The sequence below is a fragment of the Bacteroides sp. D20 genome (genome assembly GCF_003436255.1).
GTDB classification, from domain to species: Bacteria; Bacteroidota; Bacteroidia; order Bacteroidales; family Bacteroidaceae; genus Bacteroides; species Bacteroides uniformis.
In genome coordinates this window covers 245,471-266,561 of the sequence record NZ_QSOO01000004.1, presented here as the reverse complement: position 1 = coordinate 266,561, position 21,091 = coordinate 245,471, and the positions used below count along the sequence as shown (strand labels likewise).

General features: G+C 44.5%; 19 protein-coding genes and 2 pseudogenes. 16 read left to right on the top strand and 5 right to left on the bottom strand.

Going from position 1 to position 21,091, the window contains the following annotated elements:
- The first annotated feature begins 6 nt into the window (after positions 1–6).
- Entirely contained in the window at positions 7–1,287 is a 1,281-nt protein-coding gene (locus DXD78_RS06300) for an alginate export family protein (protein WP_005832422.1), read from the top strand.
- Between the two features lies 1 nt (position 1,288).
- Here DXD78_RS06300 and DXD78_RS06295 read toward each other — a convergent pair whose 3' ends face one another.
- Entirely contained in the window at positions 1,289–1,978 is a 690-nt protein-coding gene (locus DXD78_RS06295) for a Crp/Fnr family transcriptional regulator (RefSeq protein WP_005832420.1), read from the bottom strand.
- Between the two features lie 52 nt (positions 1,979–2,030).
- Positions 2,031–2,669 (bottom strand): Crp/Fnr family transcriptional regulator, encoded by a 639-nt coding sequence (locus DXD78_RS06290; RefSeq protein ID WP_005832417.1) that lies wholly within the window; start codon positions 2,667–2,669, stop codon positions 2,031–2,033.
- A gap of 182 nt (positions 2,670–2,851) precedes the next feature.
- Between DXD78_RS06290 and hcp the strand changes: the two genes are divergently transcribed.
- Positions 2,852–4,501, top strand: coding sequence for a hydroxylamine reductase (gene hcp, locus DXD78_RS06285; protein WP_005832415.1), 1,650 nt, complete (start codon positions 2,852–2,854; stop codon positions 4,499–4,501).
- A gap of 35 nt (positions 4,502–4,536) precedes the next feature.
- Here hcp and DXD78_RS06280 read toward each other — a convergent pair whose 3' ends face one another.
- A complete protein-coding gene (locus DXD78_RS06280) occupies positions 4,537–5,412 on the bottom strand; it encodes a PfkB family carbohydrate kinase (protein ID WP_005832412.1) in 876 nt (291 codons plus the stop codon).
- Between the two features lie 114 nt (positions 5,413–5,526).
- Here DXD78_RS06280 and DXD78_RS06275 point away from each other — a divergent pair, with 114 nt between their 5' ends.
- On the top strand, positions 5,527–6,615 hold the full coding sequence (locus DXD78_RS06275; RefSeq protein WP_304650831.1) for an MBL fold metallo-hydrolase: 1,089 nt from the start codon (positions 5,527–5,529) through the stop codon (positions 6,613–6,615).
- A gap of 94 nt (positions 6,616–6,709) precedes the next feature.
- Positions 6,710–7,543: a DNA-formamidopyrimidine glycosylase family protein gene (locus DXD78_RS06270; protein WP_009038195.1), complete on the top strand. Its 834-nt coding sequence runs from the start codon at positions 6,710–6,712 to the stop codon at positions 7,541–7,543.
- A gap of 104 nt (positions 7,544–7,647) precedes the next feature.
- Here DXD78_RS06270 and DXD78_RS06265 read toward each other — a convergent pair whose 3' ends face one another.
- Both DXD78_RS06265 and DXD78_RS06260 read right to left on the bottom strand, forming a co-directional pair.
- Positions 7,648–8,223: a DUF4251 domain-containing protein gene (locus DXD78_RS06265; RefSeq protein WP_008664890.1), complete on the bottom strand. Its 576-nt coding sequence runs from the start codon at positions 8,221–8,223 to the stop codon at positions 7,648–7,650.
- A 125-nt stretch (positions 8,224–8,348) separates the two neighbouring features.
- A complete protein-coding gene (locus DXD78_RS06260; RefSeq protein WP_009038196.1) occupies positions 8,349–9,074 on the bottom strand; it encodes an RDD family protein in 726 nt (241 codons plus the stop codon).
- A 100-nt stretch (positions 9,075–9,174) separates the two neighbouring features.
- Between DXD78_RS06260 and DXD78_RS06255 the strand changes: the two genes are divergently transcribed.
- The 12 genes and pseudogenes from DXD78_RS06255 (at position 9,175) to DXD78_RS06195 (ending at position 21,055) form a co-directional block, all read left to right on the top strand.
- Positions 9,175–10,137, top strand: coding sequence for a stage II sporulation protein M (locus DXD78_RS06255; protein WP_009038197.1), 963 nt, complete (start codon positions 9,175–9,177; stop codon positions 10,135–10,137).
- The gene (locus DXD78_RS06250) at positions 10,118–11,062 is read left to right on the top strand and encodes a hypothetical protein (RefSeq protein ID WP_009038198.1); all 945 of its coding nucleotides are present in this window, start codon (positions 10,118–10,120) and stop codon (positions 11,060–11,062) included. Before DXD78_RS06255 ends, DXD78_RS06250 begins: the two co-directional genes overlap by 20 nt.
- Before the next feature lie 9 nt (positions 11,063–11,071).
- Positions 11,072–11,686: a DUF4129 domain-containing protein gene (locus DXD78_RS06245; protein WP_009038199.1), complete on the top strand. Its 615-nt coding sequence runs from the start codon at positions 11,072–11,074 to the stop codon at positions 11,684–11,686.
- On the top strand, positions 11,683–12,906 hold the full coding sequence (locus DXD78_RS06240; protein ID WP_009038200.1) for a DUF4350 domain-containing protein: 1,224 nt from the start codon (positions 11,683–11,685) through the stop codon (positions 12,904–12,906). The genes DXD78_RS06245 and DXD78_RS06240 overlap by 4 nt, the downstream gene beginning before the upstream one ends.
- Before the next feature lie 11 nt (positions 12,907–12,917).
- Positions 12,918–13,892 (top strand): MoxR family ATPase, encoded by a 975-nt coding sequence (locus DXD78_RS06235; protein WP_009038201.1) that lies wholly within the window; start codon positions 12,918–12,920, stop codon positions 13,890–13,892.
- Positions 13,889–15,199, top strand: a complete 1,311-nt coding sequence (locus DXD78_RS06230; protein ID WP_009038202.1) for a DUF58 domain-containing protein — start codon at positions 13,889–13,891, stop codon at positions 15,197–15,199. The genes DXD78_RS06235 and DXD78_RS06230 overlap by 4 nt, the downstream gene beginning before the upstream one ends.
- A 156-nt stretch (positions 15,200–15,355) precedes the next feature.
- Positions 15,356–16,255, top strand: coding sequence for an AraC family transcriptional regulator (locus DXD78_RS06225; RefSeq protein WP_005831452.1), 900 nt, complete (start codon positions 15,356–15,358; stop codon positions 16,253–16,255).
- Between the two features lie 44 nt (positions 16,256–16,299).
- A complete protein-coding gene (locus DXD78_RS06220; RefSeq protein ID WP_009038203.1) occupies positions 16,300–17,082 on the top strand; it encodes a Cof-type HAD-IIB family hydrolase in 783 nt (260 codons plus the stop codon).
- Between the two features lie 39 nt (positions 17,083–17,121).
- Positions 17,122–17,708: pseudogene (locus DXD78_RS21285) on the top strand (Crp/Fnr family transcriptional regulator).
- Between the two features lie 64 nt (positions 17,709–17,772).
- Positions 17,773–18,195, top strand: a pseudogene (locus DXD78_RS06210) (GNAT family N-acetyltransferase).
- A 1,199-nt stretch (positions 18,196–19,394) separates the two neighbouring features.
- Positions 19,395–20,561, top strand: a complete 1,167-nt coding sequence (locus tag DXD78_RS06200; RefSeq protein WP_117652605.1) for an AAA family ATPase — start codon at positions 19,395–19,397, stop codon at positions 20,559–20,561.
- Positions 20,558–21,055, top strand: a complete 498-nt coding sequence (locus DXD78_RS06195; RefSeq protein ID WP_117652604.1) for a hypothetical protein — start codon at positions 20,558–20,560, stop codon at positions 21,053–21,055. Before DXD78_RS06200 ends, DXD78_RS06195 begins: the two co-directional genes overlap by 4 nt.
- The last annotated feature ends 36 nt before the right edge of the window (positions 21,056–21,091 follow it).

The window sequence follows — 21,091 nt, the reverse complement described above, 5'->3', positions numbered from 1 at the left end:
ATACTTATGAAAACAGTTTATTTGGCATTAGGCTTATTGCTGTTGCCCGGAATGTTGTGGGCACAAGGTTCGGAGAAAGAGAACGAATTCACCATGTCGATGCAAATCAGACCCCGTGCAGAATACCGTAACGGAGCACAGTTACCACGTTTCGAGGGAGACAAGGCTGCTTCATTTATCAACAACCGTGCACGTCTTTCCATGGAGTATAAACGTTCGGATTTGAGTATGAAGATTTCGGCCCAACATGTAGGCGTATGGGGGCAGGACCCGCAGATAGACACTAACGGGCGTTTCATTATGAACGAAGCATGGGCAAAACTCAACTTTGGTGCCGGTTTCTTTGCACAACTGGGGCGCCAGACCTTGTCTTATGACGACGAACGTATTTTGGGAGGGCTGGACTGGAATGTGGCCGGTCGCTATCACGATGCATTGAAGTTGGGCTATGCCAAGAATGCCCACCAACTGCATTTCATTCTTGCCTTCAACCAGAACAAGGAAAAGGCAAAAGGCGGTACCTATTATTATGACGGTGCACAACCTTATAAGAATATGCAGACCCTTTGGTATCATTATGCGGCGCAAACCCCCAACCTTGATGTCTCTTTGTTATTCATGAATCTGGGCCTGGAAACCGGTGATGCAGAAACAGAAACTTCCCATACCCGCTATTTGCAGACGTTCGGTACTTACGTGACTTATCAGCCGGAATCGGGAAATTGGCTACCTGTGCAGGCTGCTTTCTATTATCAGACCGGAAAGAACAAGAATGCGCAGAGTGTATCTGCCTTTATGGTAAGCGTGAAGGCTGCCTATGCCATAGACAAGCAATGGAGTGTGAGCTTGGGTTATGATTATCTGAGTGGCAGTGACGGGAAAGGTGACAAGTTCAAAGCATTCGATCCTCTTTACGGAACACATCATAAGTTCTATGGAGCGATGGACTATTTCTATGCTTCTGCTTGGCAGGGAGTAGCTCCCGGTTTGCAGGATGCCCAGTTGGGTGTCAACTTCAAGACATCCAAGCAGGTGAGTATGCAACTGAATTATCACTATTTTGCTACTGCTGCCAAGCTGGATGATGTAAAAAAGGGATTGGGTTCGGAGATGGACTATCAGCTTGACTGGAATGTGATGAAGGACGTGAAGCTTTCTGCCGGTTACTCCATTATGCGGGGTACGAAGTCTATGGACGTGGTGAAAGGCGGCGACCATAAACGCTGGCAGGATTGGGGCTGGGTATCTGTCAACATCAATCCGAGAATCTTGTTTGTAAAATGGTAGTTTAGATATACTCTTTCAGAGCTGCTTCATTCAATACCTCAATTTTCTTACCCGTCATTAGGATAATACCTTCTTTGGTCATCTTATTGATTTCCTTTGAAAGTGCCGGGCGGGTTACATTGAGGTATTCTGCCAGCTCAGATTGGGTATGCGCAATGGTGATGCTGGTAGAGTTGGAAATTCTGTTTTCAAACAGATAGACGACAAACCTTTCGCGGACTGTTTTGCGGGAAAGGGTTTTTAATCGCGAAACCGTGCAGGCATTGCAATTTCCCGTTATGCAAAGGAAGTTGTGCAGCACTTTGGGATCCTGGCTGATAAGCTTGAAGGTGGATTCTTTGGTGGCAGTGAATAGGATACAGTCTTCAATGGCAGTAAAAGTTGCCGGCAGTGTGGTGTTGCTGCCGAAGAGATGGGGAGTGGCAAAGGCCCGGGGGGCAACGATGTATTCTACCATAACTTTATTGCCCAGACCGTCTATAATATCTACACGCAATTTACCTTCCAATAGTATATATAGCTTCTTGCAGGGGGTGCCTTGCCGGGCAACTATATCTTTCTTGTCTATAGAATAGACTGAATATTCCAGTTTCTCAAGCAGCGATTGCTTGATATTATGTGGCAAATCCCTTAGTAGAGGGATTTGGAACAACAACTGTTCGTACTTTTCATCCAGTAGAATCTTTTCCATAGCTTTTTATTCTTGGACAAAGGTAAGAATAATATATAAGTGCGGACGTTTTTTATAAATACTTTTGGGCGGAGACTGCATTTATCCGCATTTCCTTCTCTTCCATTCGGATGCACCCTTCGCTTGCCAGTTCCGATAAGGCACGTGCCAGCGAGGGACGCGCCACTCCCAGTATTTGTGCCACTTCCTGCTGGTTGAGTATCGTGCCATGCATGCGTAGATAGTTCAGTATACGCGATTTCAGACTTTGTAGGGCAAAGGCATTTAGCTTTTTGGAGAGAAATAGGGTTCTGTCCGATACCAGTTGCAGAAAGTTGCGCATCACAGCGGGGTGTTGATGCAGGAATTCCAGGAAAATGTTCTTGTTTATAACGAGTATCTCACATTTCTCTTTAGCTTCGATATTTACCGGGAAGCGGTTTTCGGAGGCAAAGACAAAAGCCGGGGCAAGCAGTTGCGGGGCTTTCAGCGTTTCGATGGTGAGTTGCTTCCCCTCCGCACTGACCATTTGGGTACGCACACTGCCGTTGCACAATATGAATAGAGAACGATATGCTTCTCCCTGCATGGCAATGAAGTCAGCAGGTTTGTATTGCCTGTGTGCATGTTCGGGTGCCAGGATGAGGGATAATAATTCTTCTTCTGTTATGTCTTGGAAAGGAGGCATTTCCAATAATGTATGGATTTCCATTCTTTTTTTACTTTTTTGTGATTCGATGTAACATTCGTGACAGTTTGTGCGTTGTAGAACTCTCATCTTTGCACAAAGATAATGCAAATCGAATGCAATAGAACATAAGCCTGCTTATTTTTATTGCTGAGGTGCTGCTTATCTTATCAAAAGATTATGCAAACTTTTAAATGAATAGGAATATGGAACCAAACATGTTTTGTTATCAATGTCAGGAGACAGCCAAAGGAACCGGCTGTATATTGAAAGGTGTATGTGGAAAAGAAAGTCATACGGCTCAAGCTATGGACTTGTTACTGTTTGTAGTCAGGGGTATCTCTGTTGTTGCCGATACATTACGCAAGGCAGATTCTCCAGTCTCTGAAGAAGTGAATATTTTTGTGACGGATGCTTTGTTTTGTACTATCACGAATGCGAATTTCGATGATGAAAGCATCTTGAAACGGGTGGATAGGGGACTTGCTTTGCGTAATGGATTGATTCAAGAGGCCAAGCACAACAAAGTGTTCCTACCCCAAGTAGATGAACTGACTTGGCAGGGAACGCGTGACGACTATGCCGAGAAAGCGAAGACAGTAGGTGTTCTGCGTGAACAGAATGAAGACCTCCGTTCGTTGAAAGAATTGCTTGTCTATGGTTTGAAAGGTATGGCAGCTTATCTGGAGCATGCTATGCGCTTGGGATTCAATGATGATACAGTTCATGTTTTCATGCAGCGTGCACTGGCTACCATTGCGGTTGAGTCTCTATCGGCAGAGGAATGGGTGAAGCTGGTTCTCGAAGCTGGTGAGTTCGGAGTAAAGACAATGGCTCTACTGGATGCTGCCAATACCGGTACTTACGGTAATCCCGAAATTACAAAGGTGAATATCGGTGTGAAGAATCGTCCGGGAATTTTGATTAGCGGCCATGACTTGAAGGATATGGAAGAATTATTGAGACAGACAGAAGGTACGGGGATAGACGTCTATACACATGGTGAAATGCTGCCTGCCCACTATTATCCTGCTTTCAAGAAATATTCTCATTTTGTAGGCAACTATGGCAATGCCTGGTGGAAACAGCGTGAAGAATTCACTTCCTTCAACGGACCGATTCTGTTTACCACCAACTGCATCGTTCCTCCTTTGGCTAATGCAGTGTATAAAGAGCGTATGTTCATCACCAACTCTACCGGTTATCCGGGTTGCAAGTATATTGATAAGGATGCGGAAGGCAGGAAAGACTTCTCTGAAATCATAGAGATTGCCAAACAATGCCAGCCGCCGGTGGAGATAGAGCATGGAGAGATTATCGGTGGTTTTGCCCATAACCAGGTACTGCAACTGGCAGACAAGGTGGTAGATGCCGTGAAGACCGGAGCCATACGCCGCTTTATCGTAATGGCAGGCTGTGACGGACGTATGAAGAGCCGCGATTACTATACGGAGTTTGCCAAAGCCTTGCCGCAAGATACCGTTATCCTGACCGCAGGTTGTGCCAAATACCGCTATAATAAACTTGGTTTGGGAGACATCAACGGCATTCCCCGTGTATTGGATGCCGGACAGTGCAATGACAGTTATTCACTGGCCGTGATAGCCATGAAGCTGAAAGAAGTATTCCGGCTGAATGACATCAACGAACTTCCCATTGTCTACAACATAGCATGGTACGAACAGAAGGCGGTTATTGTATTGTTGGCATTACTGAGTCTCGGGGTGAAGGATATTCACTTAGGCCCCACATTGCCCGCTTTCCTTTCTCCGAATGTTGTGAAGGTACTGGTTGATATGTTTCATATCGCAGGTATCGGTAGTGTGGAAGATGATTTGAAAAAATTCGGATTATAAATAAAGATGGTAGGGTGTTATATCACCCTATCACTTTATCCTTTTATCACGTTATTTATCGCTTCTTCCGTTCCGCAGAATGGCCCGTGTGATTGTAGTTTTATGGTGCACATGGCGGCAGCAAAGCATCCCGCTTCCCGGTGGGATGCACCTTTGTTGCGCATATACAGATACCCCACCATATAGGTGTCTCCACATCCTGTTGCATCTGTAATCTGAAGGGCAGGATAGGCGGGGATTTCGTGAAATTCTCCTTGGGCATATATCAGCGAACCTTTATCTCCCAGGGTCAGCAGCACTTCCTTGACGCCCCAGTCTGCAATCAGCAATGCGGCTTCGTGCGGTTCACTGCATCCGGTCAGTACTTCCATTTCAGCTTCGTTGGCTTTCAGAATATGGATATACTTCAATGCTTCTTTCTTTTCCGGCCAGTCTACTGCCAGCACTTTTTCATTATCCACTTTGCGGAGAAATCCCTGCACATCTACCGAGAGGAGTCCCTTTCCGGACAAGAACTTGATGACCTCCAAAGAGAAGTCGTCGGCAAGCAGACTGCCCAAGTGGATAATCCGTGCATCGGTATCTTTCAAACCTTCCACGGTGAAAGGGTCTGCTTTTGCCGTGACACGTTGTGTACGTTCGTTCTGGTTTTCTCCATAAATATTCTCGAAACAGACGGAATGTGTGCTGTGCAAGGCTTTGACGGAAATACCTTCTTTCCGAATGTCTTCCACAATGCCCATGTCAGTATCAGCCAAAGCTGTTACCAATAAAAAATCGTTAGCATTCAAGTGCTTGATGGCATGTGCGAAGTAGAAGGAGGTGCCTCCCGGCATATATATGGTATTTTTAGGGGTTACGACTTTATCTTGGGTAATATAACCGATGCAACATAGACTGTGTGTGTTCATTTCTTTGTTGGCTTTTTATTGCTTTATTGTATTGATTCCGTAAATTGGGCGCGAAGATAGTGATTTAATAACAATTCGACTATATTTGCAGCTGTAAATGTAGCCTCATTGAATATGAATTCATTAAAAACGAAAAGAGTACGTATGATAGTTGGCATTATAGTGGGTATTGTGGCTGTTGCGGTCATAGTGGGATTCGTTTTTGTCAATCAGCCGAGTTTCGGGAGGGCTCCTCAAGGAGAACGGTTGGAGAGGATTAAGAAGTCGCCTCATTACAAAGACGGAGAATTCCGGAATCTGCACAGTACGATGATGATGACTTCCCAAAAGGGACGTTTGGGAGCTTTCTGGGGATTCTTATTTAAGAAAGAAACCGATTTGCGTCCTGAAACGGAGATTCCGGTTATAAAGACGGACCTCAGCAAGATAAGCAAGGACGAGAATGTATTGGTATGGTTCGGACATTCATCCTATTTTATCCAGGTAGACGGAAAGCGTATACTGGTAGACCCCGTATTTTGTGTGGCTTCTCCGGTTTCGTTTGTAAACAAGCCGTTCAAAGGGGCGGATGCCTACAAGCCTGCCGATATGCCGGAGATTGACTATCTGGTGATATCACATGACCATTGGGACCATCTGGATTATGAGACGGTGATGCAGCTGAAAAACCGGGTAGGCAAGGTGGTCTGTCCTTTGGGGGTAGGCGAACATTTCGAGTATTGGGGATTTGACAAATCATCCCTGGTTGAGCTAGATTGGTTTGAAGATACTGTACTGGATAAGGGATTTCTGCTTCATTGCTTGCCCGCCCGGCATTTTTCGGGCCGCTCGTTGAAGGCAAATCAGGCATTATGGGCTTCTTTCCTTATCGAAACCCCTTCGCAGAAGATTTATATGGGTGGTGATAGCGGATATGACACGCATTTTGTCGAAATAGGCAAGCAATATCCCGGCATTGACCTTGCCATATTGGAGAATGGGCAGTATAACGAAGATTGGAAATATATCCATACCATGCCCCAATATTTGGGGCAAGCGGCCAGGGACTTGAATGCGGAAAAGATTCTGACTGTTCATCATTCCAAATATGCTTTGGCTAGACACCGCTGGGACGAACCGCTGAAGAATGCCATGAATCTGAAAGAGAAAGACTCATTGAACGTGTTGATGCCTATTATAGGGGAAGTGGTCCGGTTAAAATAATGAGTGATATTGATTATAATACACCTGGCAACACGGCTATTGACGAGTTATTAACGGAAATATATATCCCTATCGAAAATAAAAGTAAGATAATATGTTAGAATTACCCGAAGTTATCACCTTGAGCAAACAAGTGAACAACGCCTTGAGCGGTAAAACAATCACGCAGGTATTTAATGCCACCAAACCGCATAAGTTTACGTTCTATAACGGTGAACCGTCGGAGTATGGTAAACTGCTCGTAGGCAAAACCATCCTTTCATCCGAAGGATATGGCATGTTTGTCAATTTCAATCTTTCGGATAATGTGATCATGAACATAGGCGACGGAGTCAGTGTCCGTTATTATAGTGCGGGAGATGAGATTCCTGCCAATTACCAGTTGTTGCTGACGTTTAATGATGATTCATTCCTTGTCTTCACGGTTGCAATGTATGGTTTTATCAATGTTTACCCTGATAGCTATATCGACAATAAGTACTATAAATTGAGTCGGGAAAGCATTTCGCCGTTGAGCGATAAATACACCGAAGCGGAATTTGAGAAACTCGTTGCCGAAGCAAAGAAGACCCTCTCTGCTAAAGCTCTATTAGCAACCAATCAGCGTATTCCCGGTGTAGGTAACGGCGTAACGCAGGATATTCTGTTCAATGCACGGATAAATCCCAAACAGAAAGTGCTATTTCTGTCGGATAATCAGAAAGAAGTTCTTTTTAATGCTCTAAAAGAAACATTGGTGGATATGACGTTCGAGGGTGGACGCGATACGCAAACAGATCTTTATGGCAACGCCGGAGGTTACAAAACCATTCTTTCTGCCAAAACATGGAAGAATCCTTGTCTCCGTTGTGGCAGTACCATCATAAAAGAGGCTTATATGGGTGGTTCGGTATATTATTGCCCAACGTGTCAACAGATAAAAGAATAAATGTCCACATTCTGTTAATATCGTGTCTACACGATATTAACAGAATGCGAACACGATATGAATATCTTCTTTTCTTTATACTTTGTACGGACAAAAGGGGTGTTTTATAAAGCCCGCCCTTTATAAACGTTTGACTGGGACAATGGAACCAGGACTCCGTTCAGCGTCAGGGTATTCGAATTGAAGTTCGGGCTGATTCTTGCCGATGCATTATTGCCGCCGTTGGTCAGTGTGATATACACTTGTGCGGATATTCCGATGCCTTGTACGCTGAAGCTGCAATTCACGTTTCCCTTTTTGTCGGTCGTGATTTTCATTTCCTTTCTGCTGCCGTCCACTGTGATGCCGCCTATTCCGTTGGGGCCTGCAAGGGCATTGTTGGCAGCTATTTGTACGGATGCGTGTTCACCGTCCATCAGAACGAAGTTTGTTGTCGATGAAACAAATGCGCTCCGTCCTCTCTTGAACACCAGCTGGTCTGCTTCCAATACAAACTTGCCCTCTTTCAATGCCTGGACGGCAATGGCATAGTTCCTTTCATTTTCCGCTTTTTCGCGTGCTTTCTGGGCTTCGCGTTGGGCTTTACGCTCTGCTTGGCGTGTTTCGCTGCTACTCTGTGCATACATCAGGGTCGATGCACTTACCAACACCAGTGTGATTAATGTAATGATTCGTTTCATAATTGTTCTTTGTTATTTAGTTAAGACCTTCTGGTTAATTAACAAATGAAAAACCAAAAAGATGCAGCTTGAATCTTAAATAAGCGTAAGACTTAACACTTCTTTGGTTTTGTTGGAAGTTCGTATTAAATTTCTTCCAAGGCATAATACTGGTAATCCCGGAGAATGGTCTGAAGAAAGTTTTCCGGGTTACTGTCATGAGGAGTGATGGAGAGAAGTTCCTGCACTTTTTTCGCAAGGGAGGCAATGCGGCGTGTACGGTCTTTCTTACCCGATTGCAGGGTCCGGGTAATGACGTTGATTTGCTCCAATGACAAGTCGGAAGCTTGTGGATAGGTAGGTCGGTAGTCTTTGGTCAGGTAGTCGAACTCATCGAGGCTGACGTGTATCTTGCGGTAATTCTTTTCCTTGATTACCATGGTGCCGGCGGCAAGGTCTCCCATTCGCTGGCTGTTTTTGGTCAAAAGGACGACCAGAAGTCCCAGACCACCGGTCACCGGTCCGTCGATAGGGAAGAGAAGCCATCGGAGCAGGTACGAGCCTATGCCGGGCGTGGAGCCGTCTGCCTTTACGACACGAATGTTCATCAGCCGCTTGCCGAAACTTTGTCCCTGGTTGAACATTTCGCAGAGAAATGCATAAAGCAAGACTGGCAGGTAGACAATGGCAAAAAAGAAAAGCATCGTGAAATCAGAGGGTAGATGAATCCGTGAAAACAAGGCCAAAGTAGAAAATACATAGAATCCGAGCAGAATATAATCTATGGCCAGTGCAATGAGCCGCTCACCGATACTGGCAGGCGTTTGACTGATGCGGACAAATTGTCCGGTGATAATTGTAGATTCTGCCATTCCTGATAAAACATTTTTAGTATTTCATTGCAAATATATCATTATTCTCTTATTTTTGTTACCTATTTCAGACAAAACTTCTCTGAAATAGTCATGGGGTATGAAAGAAGTGACGTTTATCCGGCAGAACATCGAAAAATGGAAACGAGCAGAAACAATGGTGAAGCAGGCGGAAAGTCTGTCTCCCGATGAACTTGCCGACGCATATACGGAGCTTACGGCAGATCTGGCTTTTGCCCAAACGCATTTCCCCGCTTCCCGCATCACTATCTATCTGAACAATCTTGCCTCGGCATTGCACAACCGCATTTATAGAAACAAGCGCGAGAAATGGTCAAGAATTATCACCTACTGGACCCGTGAAGTGCCTTCGGCCATGCACGATGCACGCCGTGAGCTGGTGGCTTCCTTCATTATATTTGTGGTCAGCGCATTGATAGGAGTGGTATCCGCTGCCGGAGACCCCGATTTTGTGCGTTTGATTTTAGGAAACTCCTATGTGGATATGACTTTGAACAATATCGCTAATGGTGAACCTATGGCTGTATATAACGGTTCCTCCGAGTTCCCCATGTTTCTGAGTATCACGCTGAACAATATCATGGTCTCCTTCAACTGCTTTGCCATGGGGTTGCTGACCAGTTTTGGCACCGGATACATGCTCCTTAACAATGGTATCATGATAGGGGCTTTCCAAACCTTCTTTTATCAGCACGACTTGCTTTGGGAGTCCTTCCTTGCCATTTGGCTGCACGGGACACTCGAAATCTGGGCGATTATTGTAGCCGGTGCCGCCGGTCTTGCCCTGGGCAACGGATGGCTCTTTCCCGGAACCTATTCAAGGCTGGAATCTTTCAAACGGGGAGCCAAAAAAGGATTGAAAATAGTGGTGGGTACGGTACCCGTATTCATCATGGCAGGATTTATAGAAGGATTCGTTACCCGCCATACCGAACTTCCGGATGCTTTGAGGTTCGGCTTTATTCTACTCTCTTTGTCGTTTATCTTTTTTTATTATATTTATTTACCTAACAGAAAGAAGCATGGAAGCACAGAAACCTAAAATCGCACTGTATGTACAACGTTCTTTTGGAGAGAAACTAACTGCTACCTTTGATTTTATCAAAGAGAATTGGAAGCCGTTGATGAAATTCACCACATATCTGATGTTGCCGCTTTGTCTGCTTCAGGGACTGAGCCTGAACGGGCTGATGAGCGGTACAATGGCTCTGGGTGATATGACCGGAGGCTCGTTCGACTCTTCTGTTGTCGGAGCGTCCATCATGGCACTGGTGACTTATTACAGTCTGTATGCCGTTCTCTATCTGCTAGGAACTGTCATGCTGACCTCTTTGGTCTACGCATTGGTCCGTACTTACAATGAACGGGAAAAACGCTTGGAGGGAGTGACGTTAGGGATGCTGAAGCCCTTGTTGTTCGGTAATGTCAGAAGGGTATTTCTGATAATGATTGTCGGTGTGCTTTTGGTGCTGTTTGTAGGGCTTATTGTTGGTTTTATAGCCACCGTCATTCCGTTCATGGCGATTGCGTTCTTGTTCGTTCTGCTCGTTGTGGTGGTGTCTGTGCCACTTGCTATTTGGGCTCCAGTCTATCTGTTCGAAGATATCTATATCATAGATGCCTTGAAGAAGGCCTACCGACTGGGTTTCGCTACCTGGGGAGGTATCGTACTGATTTCCATTGTTATGGGATTCATCGCCGCCATCTTGCAGGGAGTGACGATGATTCCATGGTATATCGGGACTATTGTGAAATATATCTTTGCAATGACTGATGCAGGTGGCGGTGCCACTGTATCGGCAGCCTATAGCTTTGTGCTTTATCTGCTGGCGGTGGTCCAGGCATTCGGCGTTTATATGTCCATGATTTTCTCATTGCTGGGACTGGCTTATCAATACGGTCATGCTTCGGAAAAGATAGATTATGTGATGGTGGAGAGTGATATTGACAATTTTGATAAACTCTGATAACGGACTATGAATATGGCTCCGGCTGATACACTGGTTTGTGATACTGCACAGGTTGCCGCTTGGCAGTCTGACCCGGCGTTTGCTTACAGTCGTGAGTTGATAGCTCCCGAAATTAATGTACTTGAGTGGTTCAGCAGATGGTTCGGCAAGCTGCTGGACAAGATATTCGGGAATACGTTGGTGGCAGAATATTCGGAGGTCGTATTGATATGCATTGCCGTTCTTATCCTGGTATTGGTCATTTGGTTTGTGTACAAGAAGCGTCCGGAACTGTTCATGCGTTCGCGCAAGAGTACCCTGCCCTATACAGTGGGGGAGGACACCATCTATGGAGTGGATTTTGCGGAAAGAATTGCCGATGCGCTTGCCCGGACGGATTATCGGGAGGCGGTGCGTTTGCTCTATCTGCAGACGCTGAAACAGCTCAGCGATGGAAAACGTATAGACTGGCAGTTATATAAAACGCCAACACAATATATCTATGAAGTCCGTCTGCCAGCTTTCCGCCAAATGACCAACCATTTTCTACGAGTACGTTACGGAAATTTTGAAGCGACCGAAACTTTGTTCCATGCGATGCGGGATTTGCAGAAAGAAGTGGAGAAAGGAGGGGCGGCATGAAGGGGAACCATTGGTTTATAGCCGGTATCATTGTTTTTCTGGTGTTGATGTTTGCGATAGAGTGCCGTCTGCCAAAGAAGTTTGTCTGGAACCCTACGTTCAGCCATTATGACAAGCAACCGTTCGGCTGTGCCGTGTTCGATAGCCTGCTGTCTTCATCGTTGCCGAAGGGATATTCGTTGTCGAGAAAGACTTTTTATGAACTGGAGCAGGAAGATACGACGCTCCGCCGCGGAATACTGGTTGTTACCGATAACCTGCATTTGACGGATGTAGATGTGGAGGCGATGTTGAAGATGGCGGGACAGGGAGACCGGATTATGCTGGTGGGGAGCTCTTTCAGCCGTATTTTGAAAGATACGCTGGGATTTGAGTGCAGCTATTCCTATTTCAGTCCGTCGGCTTTGAAAAAATATGCCACTGCATTGCTTTCGAAAGACAGTTTGTGCTGGGTGGGGGATTCGGCGGTTTATCCGCAGCAGACTTTCTGTTTCTATCCCCAACTTTGTCAGTCTTATTTCTTTGCAGATTCCATTTCTAGTAAAGTGTTGGCGGAAAAAACTGTTACCGGAGAAGCTGCTCATCCGGTTGCCATGTCGGTTTCTTGGGGAAAGGGGGAAGTTATACTGGCTTCCACTCCCCTGCTTTTTACGAACTATGGTGTGCTGGATGGGAAGAATGCGGCTTATCTTTTTCGTATATTGTCCCAGATGGGTGGATTTCCCATTGTCCGTACCGAAGGCTATATGAAAGAAACAGCCCAGGTACAGATGTCTCCTTTTCGCTATTTCCTTTCGCAGCCGCCGCTTCGCTGGGCATTGTACTTGAGTATGGTTTCCATCCTGCTCTTTATGATATTTACAGCCCGCAGGAAGCAGCGCGCCATTCCGGTTATCCGCGAACCGGAAAATAAGTCTTTGGAGTTTGCAGAGTTGATAGGTACTCTTTATTATCAGAAGAAGGACCATGCTGACTTAGTCCGCAAGAAATATCTCTATTTTGCGGAGGAACTGAGGAGGGAAATACAAGTGGATGTGGAGGAAGTGGCAGAGGATGAGCGCTCTTTCGGCAGGATTGCCCGGAAGACGGGTATGGAAGCGGGGGAAATAGCCGCGTTCATCCGCGAGGTGAGGCCGGTGGTGTACGGAGGGCGCAGCATCTCTGAGAAGGAGATGAAACGGCTTGTCGATAAAATGAATGAAATAATCAATCATATATAAAGAAGATATTTATGGAAGAGAACACAGAAAAACGGGTGGACTTGACTCTCTTTTCCGAGAAGATACAAGCGTTGAAGGACCGGATTGCTACGGTCATAGTGGGGCAGGAGCAGATAGTGGACCTGGTACTGACGGCTGTCCTGGCAAACGGCCATGTGTTGCTGGAGGGAGTGCCGGGGGTGGCAAAGACACTGCTTGCCCGTCTGGTGGCACGCTTGATTAAGGCGGACTTCAGCCGCATTCAGTTTACTCCGGACTTGATGCCGAGTGATGTGTTGGGTACTACGGTCTTCAACATGAAAACCAATGACTTTGACTTTCATCAAGGACCGGTGTTTGCCGACCTCGTGCTGGTGGACGAGATAAACCGCGCTCCCGCCAAGACGCAGGCAGCCTTGTTCGAGGTTATGGAAGAACGGCAGGTCAGCATTGACGGTACCACGCATCAGATGGGAGAACTCTATACGATTCTGGCAACCCAGAATCCGGTGGAGCAGGAGGGGACTTATAAGTTACCTGAAGCGCAACTGGACCGCTTCCTGATGAAAATAACCATGGGATATCCCTCATTGGAGGAGGAGGTGGACATCCTGGAGCGCCACCACGCCAATGCTTCGTTGGTGAAGTTGGAGAGCCTGGCGCCCGTGCTCACAAAAGAAGAACTGCTTTCGTTGCGCAGGCTGATGGAACACGTGTTTGTAGACCGCACGCTGCTTCAGTACATCGCGTTGATTGTACAGCAGACGCGTACCAGCAAGGCTGTATATTTAGGAGCTTCTCCGCGTGCGTCCGTGGCAATGATGCAGGCCTCCAAGGCATATGCACTGTTGCAGGGACGTGACTTTGTGACACCGGAGGATATTAAGTTCGTTGCTCCGTATGTGCTTCAGCATCGCTTGATATTGACAGCGGAAGCCGAGATGGAAGGCTATTCGCCGGTAAAGGTGACGCAACGTCTGATTGATAAGGTGGAAGTGCCGAAGTGAGACTGGGCCGCCGATTCTATATTGCTCTTGTTCTGATAGTCCTGCTGATGGGTATCGGGTACGTCTTTGCTCCATTCTTTGCAATCGGGCAGTGGGCGCTTTTTGTTTTGGCGGTGTCGGCGCTGGTGGATGGGGTGATGCTCTATCGCATTCGCGGCATCCGGGCATTCCGCCAGTGTGCTACCCGCTTCTCCAACGGAGATGAAAACACCGTGAACATACGTGTGGAGAGCAGTTATCCGCATCCGGTGGCTGTGGAAGTGGTGGATGAGATTCCTTTTGCATTCCAGTTGCGGAATATTGATTTCCGGATGAGGCTCCAGGCGAATGAGGGCAGGACGATTACGTATCATCTGCGTCCCACGCGGCGGGGGATTTACTCTTTCGGACGGATTCGGGTGTTTGTGGCAGGCAGAATGGGATTGCTTTCCCGCAGATATACTTGCGATGCTCCGCTGGATGTCAAGGTATATCCGTCCTATCTGATGCTCCATCGTTATGAGTTGCTTGCTATCAGCGACAACTTGACGGAATTGGGCATCAAACGTATCCGCAGGGTGGGGCATCATACGGAGTTCGAACAGATAAAGGAGTATGTGAAAGGCGACGATTACCGCACGATAAACTGGAAAGCAAGCGCCCGGAGGCACGAACTTATGGTAAATGTCTATCAAGACGAGCGTTCCCAGCAAATCTATAACGTGATAGACAAGGGGCGGATTATGCAGCAGGCATTTCGCGGGATGACCTTGCTGGACTATGCTATTAATGCCTCCCTGGTTCTTTCGTACGTTGTCATGCGGAAGGAGGATAAAGCCGGACTGGTAACGTTTAATGAGCACTTTGATACATTTATCTCCGCCTCCCGACAGCCCGGACAAATGCAGGCGTTATTGGAGAACCTTTACAGCCAGCAGACTACTTTTGGGGAGACCGACTTTTCCTCATTGTGCGTACATTTGAACAAGCGCGTCAACAAACGCAGTCTTTTGGTGCTGTATACCAATTTTTCCGGCATCGGCAGCTTGAATCGCCAGTTGGCTTATTTGCAGCAGTTGAACCGCCAGCACCGGTTGCTGGTCATCTTCTTCGAAGATGCCGCTCTGAAAGAGTACGTCGCCACTCCTGCGAGGGATACGGAAGGGTATTACCGCCATGTCATTGCCGAGAAATTTGTATTCGAGAAACGGCTGATAGTCTCCACCTTGAAGCAGCACGGCATCAGTTCTGTGCTGACTACACCGGAAAATCTTTCTGTGGACGTGATAAACAAGTATCTGGAGATGAAGTCACGTAGCCAGATATAAAAACAGTAACTAAGGTTATATAATCCGTAATAAGGGTAGTGAAGATGTCTGGATTTTCCTCTAATTTTGTAATTGGTATATTGTGAAGGTGTGGAAAACATATCCTTAAGATTTTATATATCTGAAGTTACAATAATGAGAATGACTTTATAGGTGATGAAAGACAATACATTGGACATAAAGACCGTATGTGAATGTAACCGGTGCCTGGGATGTAAAACGTTGCATCCTCAGGTAAGCATTATTAATCTGGAAAATCCTAGTGTGTATCAGGATGCTGTGAAGTTTGAATTCTATGCCATCCTACTGATTGAGGACTGTGAAGGGGATTGTGACTGCTGCGGACGGAAATATTATGATTATTCCAATGCTACGATGGTATTTCTTACTCCCGGCGAGATATTCCGGATGAACAAGAACAATACGCTTCCGGACAAAGGTTGGCTGCTGGCATTTCATCCCGATTTATTGCTTTGTACTACGTTAAAGAATCATATCGACAACTATACTTTCTTTTTCTACCGCAAGGAGGAGGCGTTGCATCTGTCACAGCGCGAAACGGCCAAAGTGACGTGTTGCCTTGAGAATATTGATGATGAACTTCATCATTCCATTGATACGCATAGCAATACCATCCTGTCCCGTCACATCGAATTGCTGCTGGATTATTGCTCACGTTACTATGAGCGGCAATTCATCACCCGTGAGAATAAGAACAAGATGATTCTGGGGAAAATGGAAGGGATATTGGACGAGTATATCACTTCCGGAAAGTTGCAGGAGGGGAAGCTGCCCACTTCCGGATGCTGTGCCGAAAAACTGAATCTTTCGACGGCTTACTTTGATGATTTGCTGAGGTTTGAGACGGGTAAGACATTGGCTGAATACTTCCAGTTCAAATGCTTGTACACGGCCAAGAAAATGTTATCGGAAGGCGGTAATACACCTGCTGCCGTAGCGCGTCGGCTGGGCTATCCGAGTGTGCAATATTTCAGTCTGGTGTTTAAGAAAGCAACGGGAGTTGCACCGAATGAATATAGATATTCACAAAATTGAGATGATGCAGATAGAATGAATTTATTAGACCAAAATATTTTATAATGGAGACCAAAGCTATATTTTTAGATGTAGACGGAACATTGGTGAGTTTCGACACTCACCGCGTTCCGCAGTCGGCTATCGAAGCGTTGCAGCAAGTTCATGAATCCGGTATAAAAATCATAATAGCAACTGGGAGGGCGTTTACCGATCTTCACGAACTTGAAGAGATTCCATACGATGCAGTGATAGCTTTGAATGGGTCCGATTGTGTACTGAGAGATGGCACTCCTATATCTCGTAAACAGATTCCCGAAAAGGATTTTCAGAGGGTACTGGTATTGGCTCAACATTATGGGTTTGCTCTGGCTATCGAAACGAATAAAGGTATTTTTGTCAACGAACTCAACCCGACCGTCATCGAATTGGCCAGGCTGGTCAATCACCCTACACCGCCGGTGGCAGACATCGAAAAAGAGTTTATGGGAGGCGAATGTTGTCAGTTATGCATATATTGTGATGAAGAAATGGAAAAAGAAGTAATGGCACAACTTCCCGGACTTTCTGTTTCCAGATGGAACCCTTTCTTCGCGGATGTCAATGTGGCGGGAGTAAACAAGGCTATGGGTATCAATGAGTTTGCTTCCTATTATGGATTTGATGTTTCAAGAACCATCGCTTTTGGTGATGGCGGGAATGATATTTCCATGATTCGTGCAGCCGGGATGGGAATAGCTATGGGAGGAGCTTCCGAGGCTGTGAAAAGCGTTGCCGATTATATAACGGAGGCGGTGGATGAGAATGGTGTCCGGAACGCCTTGGTTCGTTTCGGTATTCTGGAATAAAAATCGGCTATCAAAACTGATGAAAACTATAGTCTGTAAATATTATGCTTTTTAGAAAAATTACTTAAAGGATTTAATTTTAGCATCAATATTTTTAATTTGGAGGAATCTAAGTCATTTGACCAATATTTTGAGCGGATATTGATTAGTAAAGATACATTTTTGATTAAGGAAGGAGAAATAGAAAGATATAGTTATTTCGTTTTTGATGGGATGTTGCGTTGTTGGCTTTTGAATCATAAAGGGGAAGAGTAAATTTTTTGGTTTTGTAAAGAAGGTACGTTTTCAATGTCGAACATATCTTTTACCTTACAAACAAGATCTGCATTTAATGTGCAGACAATTGTAGATAGCGTTATTTACCGAATAGACAAGAAGCGAGTAGATGAACTGTATACTGCTATTCCTAAGGTAAAAACTGTATTTGAAGATTTGAATGCTATACTACTGAGTAAACTCTTGAAAAGAAATATCGACTTGATTAAATATTCTCCTGAATAGTATTATCTACAGAGATGATTGAAGGATATGGCATTACATTAAACTATATACCACTCAAAGATATAGCTTCTTATTTGGGTATCATGTCACAAGTACTAAGCAAAATCCGTAAACGTATTTTTTAACTTGGGTTCAGTGTATTGAATGTATAAGTTCCGAACTTTGCGGTTTTAAATAGCAATTACAATTATGATTAGAAAAATTAAAGTTACGGATTATCCACGTTTGATAGAAATTTGGGAAAGTGCAGTATTGAGTACACATGATTTTCTTAAAGAAGAAGATTTTCTATACTATAAGGAACAGCTTCCGGTATATTTTCAGTATGTCATTCTATTCGGGTTTGAACAGGAGGGAATCTTAATCGGATTTATGAGAATTGCAGAAGGAAATCTTGAAATGTTGTTTATTACCAATAATTATTGAGGCACAGGAATTGGGGAAAAACTGGTTACTTATGCCATAAATCATTTGCAGGTAACGAAAGTCGATGTGAACGAGCAGAATATTCAAGCTGTCGGTTTTTATAAATATATAGGCTTTAGCGTATACAAAAGGTCCGATTTGGACGGAGAAGGTAAAGAATATCCTATTTTACACATGCAGTTGTAGTTCGTAAGTCAGACCCCGATTTTAAAAATCATCATTTTTGCCAGCACTACTTTTTCTTCTCATATTCGGCTTTAACTATCTGACAGCAAGAATTTAACCACGTGTTTTTTTCTGTTTTTCGTTTATAATAAATAACATTTGTTAATGTCTATTTCGGGCTTATTTTCCGTTTTCTTCGTGCAAATATGGTGATTAAGGGGCGAACTCCGTTGTCTATAGTGCCGGAAGTATGGCTTTTGCTCCCCGTATATGGGCATTTTTTCCCTTCATGTCCTGTGTGTAATGCAGAGAAGCTTGGCGCATAATTCCCGAAACCTTATTACAAAACTTCGTCCCACGCATGTGTGCTCGCCGGTTTGCCTGCGTGAACTGTCGAGCCCACGTGCGTGGGACGAGGGTTTACATGAACCTTCATAATAAAAAGCATGGGACATACGTGGATTCTGCCTATACCTTCTTCCAGTTTTGTCCCTATCCGGAGGACGGTCTGCCCATTCATTGCTGCTCAGTTTCTTATTCTTGTGATGTAAGTCTGAGAAAGCTGAAACTCGAAAATTGCTTATGCACCGGATATTTCGGGTCCCCATTTTTGCCGGAGCGAGAAAAAGAAAAAGCTCTGAAATCCTTGAATTTCAGAGCTTTGCTTTAATTTGCTATTTGCTTTCGCGGTGCGTACGGGACTAACCACCTCAAATTTAATATTTGATATTCAGTAAGTTGTAAAACCATCTCTGAAAAAGGCTCCCGATTTTGCACCTATATAGCCTCTATATTCTTCTGTTAGGAATTTGCCTTATTCCGTTTGGCAAATATACGAAATTTTGTTGATATGGCAATGATTATAAGGGGAAAAGTATGAACTTCAATAAATAATAATATATCTCCATGATTTCCATAAAAAAGGCCTGCCCTATGGGCAGACCTTATTAGTTCCTTTTATAGCGCAGTATGAAAATCGTAATTAACAAGTGCGCTGAATATTTCAATGCAAAGGTACAACTATTTTTTTGATGAGCCATAAGAAATCCAATATCTTCACAATCAATCAGCATCAAGAGAATATTCAAACGAGGTAAGTATCTTAATAATTATGAATTTATTGGATGCAATTGCCCATGAATTAAGACTATTTCTTAACTTTGTTTATTAAGATAGACGCAAATAGCATTTTATACTTTTATAAAAGAACAGAATTGTGTATGGCTTCATTGCATATTAAAAACTTTGGTCCTATATTGGACTCAACGAAGATAGAACTGACTCCATTAATGGTGCTCATTGGTCGTCAAAGTTCCGGTAAGAGTACCTTTATGAAGGTGCTCTGCTTCTGCCGTTGGGTTGAAAAAAAAATTATGGTCTCGACGGATGATATAGTGAGCCAATATACTCACTATAACCGATTCATAAAAGATTTGAAGTCGTTTCATAGGCTGAACGATGAATACTTTAGGGCTGATACAGAACTGAAGTATGATGGAGATGTCATTAGTATTGAATATACAGGCATAAACGGTAATGCAAAGATTGTACGTAAGAAGTCCTTTGCAGAAAAAAGGTATAACAGTAAACTGTGTTACATTCCAGCTGAAAGAAATCTTGTATCGGCTATTCAAAACGTAGATAAAACATACAAAGCTACGGGCAGGGATGTCCTTTTCAACTTTATATATGAATGGGATGAAGCAAAAGAGCCATACACTAATGAACATCCTTTCAAATTGGCTGCTACTGGAGGTTTCAGCTATGTGAATAAGTTTGGCGCAGACGTGTTGGTACGGGAAGACGGTAGCGAAACGCCTGCTTTTTATGCTTCCAGCGGAATGCAGAGTGTGATGCCAATGGACGTGATGGTGAACTACATTACAGATTGCGTAGGGAAAAATGCCTCACTTTCGATGCGTGAACGCAATGAGATAAGTGAAACAGATAATGATTATGCGGTCCGCAGGCTGTTTTACCAATCTGCCCAACTGTTCATAGAGGAGCCCGAGCAGAATCTGTATCCTGAGTCTCAAAAACTTGTTGTAATGAGTATTGTACGCTCGCTAAAAAAAGCTTTGGAGAACGGCTCAGAACAGAGCCTGGCATTAGTAACCACGCACAGCCCATACATTATGTCTGTGATGAATGTGCTTTTGCTTGCAGCCATTGTCACAGAGAAAGGATTGAGGCAGGAAGTGATAGACGGAGATAGTGTCTTGCCTTCCTCTTCCATCTCAGGCTATTTTATTGACGAGAACGGTATTTTCCAAAATATTCTCGATGCTGAAGTGCCTATGCTCAGTGGCAACGATTTGGATGGAGTATCAGACTGGGTGGATGATAGTATCAGTAAGTTGAACGAAGTCTTGTTTGCAACAGTATGAAGCAGAAAGCAGTGACATATAAATCCACCCACGAACAATTGGTTGCTGAAGGCTTCTCTCCAGAACAGGCACTCATGGTTCGAACCAAGGTTAGTACGGTTGAGAAAGGCAAACGATATACACTTGTGACGGCAGGGAGGGAGAAATCTGTGGTATATGCTGTGGATGGCAATATCGTGAAAGAGGGTCAACGCTGTGACAAGCTGATTCTTGTAAAGCGTTCAATAAGTGGTGTGGAACCTGAACAATGGACAGAAACTTTTATTGAACTGAAAGGTGTGGATACGAACCATGCCATTGATCAGTTGCGTGAAACTCTGAAAAAATCCATTTTTAAGCACCCCTCGAATGATGTAATCCGTGCCCGCATCGTAGCACAGTCTTTCCCTTCAAACAAGTCTAATCCTGCAATGGAAAAAGCGAAACAAGAGTTTCGTAAAGTTTATAATTGCGACCTCCGGGGTATGAAGTCTGGTCAGGAAGATAAACTTTAAAAATCATAACTGTAAACTTGTTTCTATTTGATTATT

What these genes read in the sequence shown, in the direction of transcription:
- DXD78_RS06245 (WP_009038199.1), top strand. Translation starts at nt 11,072, where the DNA reads ATGAATATGGCTCCGGCTGATACACTGGTTTGTGATACTGCACAGGTT.
- DXD78_RS06225 (WP_005831452.1), top strand. Translation starts at nt 15,356, where the DNA reads ATGAAAGACAATACATTGGACATAAAGACCGTATGTGAATGTAACCGG.
- DXD78_RS06290 (WP_005832417.1), bottom strand. Translation starts at nt 2,669, where the DNA reads ATGGAAATCCATACATTATTGGAAATGCCTCCTTTCCAAGACATAACA.
- DXD78_RS06195 (WP_117652604.1), top strand. Translation starts at nt 20,558, where the DNA reads ATGAAGCAGAAAGCAGTGACATATAAATCCACCCACGAACAATTGGTT.
- DXD78_RS06240 (WP_009038200.1), top strand. Translation starts at nt 11,683, where the DNA reads ATGAAGGGGAACCATTGGTTTATAGCCGGTATCATTGTTTTTCTGGTG.
- DXD78_RS06275 (WP_304650831.1), top strand. Translation starts at nt 5,527, where the DNA reads ATGAATTCATTAAAAACGAAAAGAGTACGTATGATAGTTGGCATTATA.
- DXD78_RS06295 (WP_005832420.1), bottom strand. Translation starts at nt 1,978, where the DNA reads ATGGAAAAGATTCTACTGGATGAAAAGTACGAACAGTTGTTGTTCCAA.
- hcp (WP_005832415.1), top strand. Translation starts at nt 2,852, where the DNA reads ATGGAACCAAACATGTTTTGTTATCAATGTCAGGAGACAGCCAAAGGA.
- DXD78_RS06250 (WP_009038198.1), top strand. Translation starts at nt 10,118, where the DNA reads ATGGAAGCACAGAAACCTAAAATCGCACTGTATGTACAACGTTCTTTT.
- DXD78_RS06280 (WP_005832412.1), bottom strand. Translation starts at nt 5,412, where the DNA reads ATGAACACACACAGTCTATGTTGCATCGGTTATATTACCCAAGATAAA.
- DXD78_RS06265 (WP_008664890.1), bottom strand. Translation starts at nt 8,223, where the DNA reads ATGAAACGAATCATTACATTAATCACACTGGTGTTGGTAAGTGCATCG.
- DXD78_RS06220 (WP_009038203.1), top strand. Translation starts at nt 16,300, where the DNA reads ATGGAGACCAAAGCTATATTTTTAGATGTAGACGGAACATTGGTGAGT.
- DXD78_RS06270 (WP_009038195.1), top strand. Translation starts at nt 6,710, where the DNA reads ATGTTAGAATTACCCGAAGTTATCACCTTGAGCAAACAAGTGAACAAC.
- DXD78_RS06260 (WP_009038196.1), bottom strand. Translation starts at nt 9,074, where the DNA reads ATGGCAGAATCTACAATTATCACCGGACAATTTGTCCGCATCAGTCAA.
- DXD78_RS06235 (WP_009038201.1), top strand. Translation starts at nt 12,918, where the DNA reads ATGGAAGAGAACACAGAAAAACGGGTGGACTTGACTCTCTTTTCCGAG.
- DXD78_RS06200 (WP_117652605.1), top strand. Translation starts at nt 19,395, where the DNA reads ATGGCTTCATTGCATATTAAAAACTTTGGTCCTATATTGGACTCAACG.
- DXD78_RS06300 (WP_005832422.1), top strand. Translation starts at nt 7, where the DNA reads ATGAAAACAGTTTATTTGGCATTAGGCTTATTGCTGTTGCCCGGAATG.
- DXD78_RS06255 (WP_009038197.1), top strand. Translation starts at nt 9,175, where the DNA reads ATGAAAGAAGTGACGTTTATCCGGCAGAACATCGAAAAATGGAAACGA.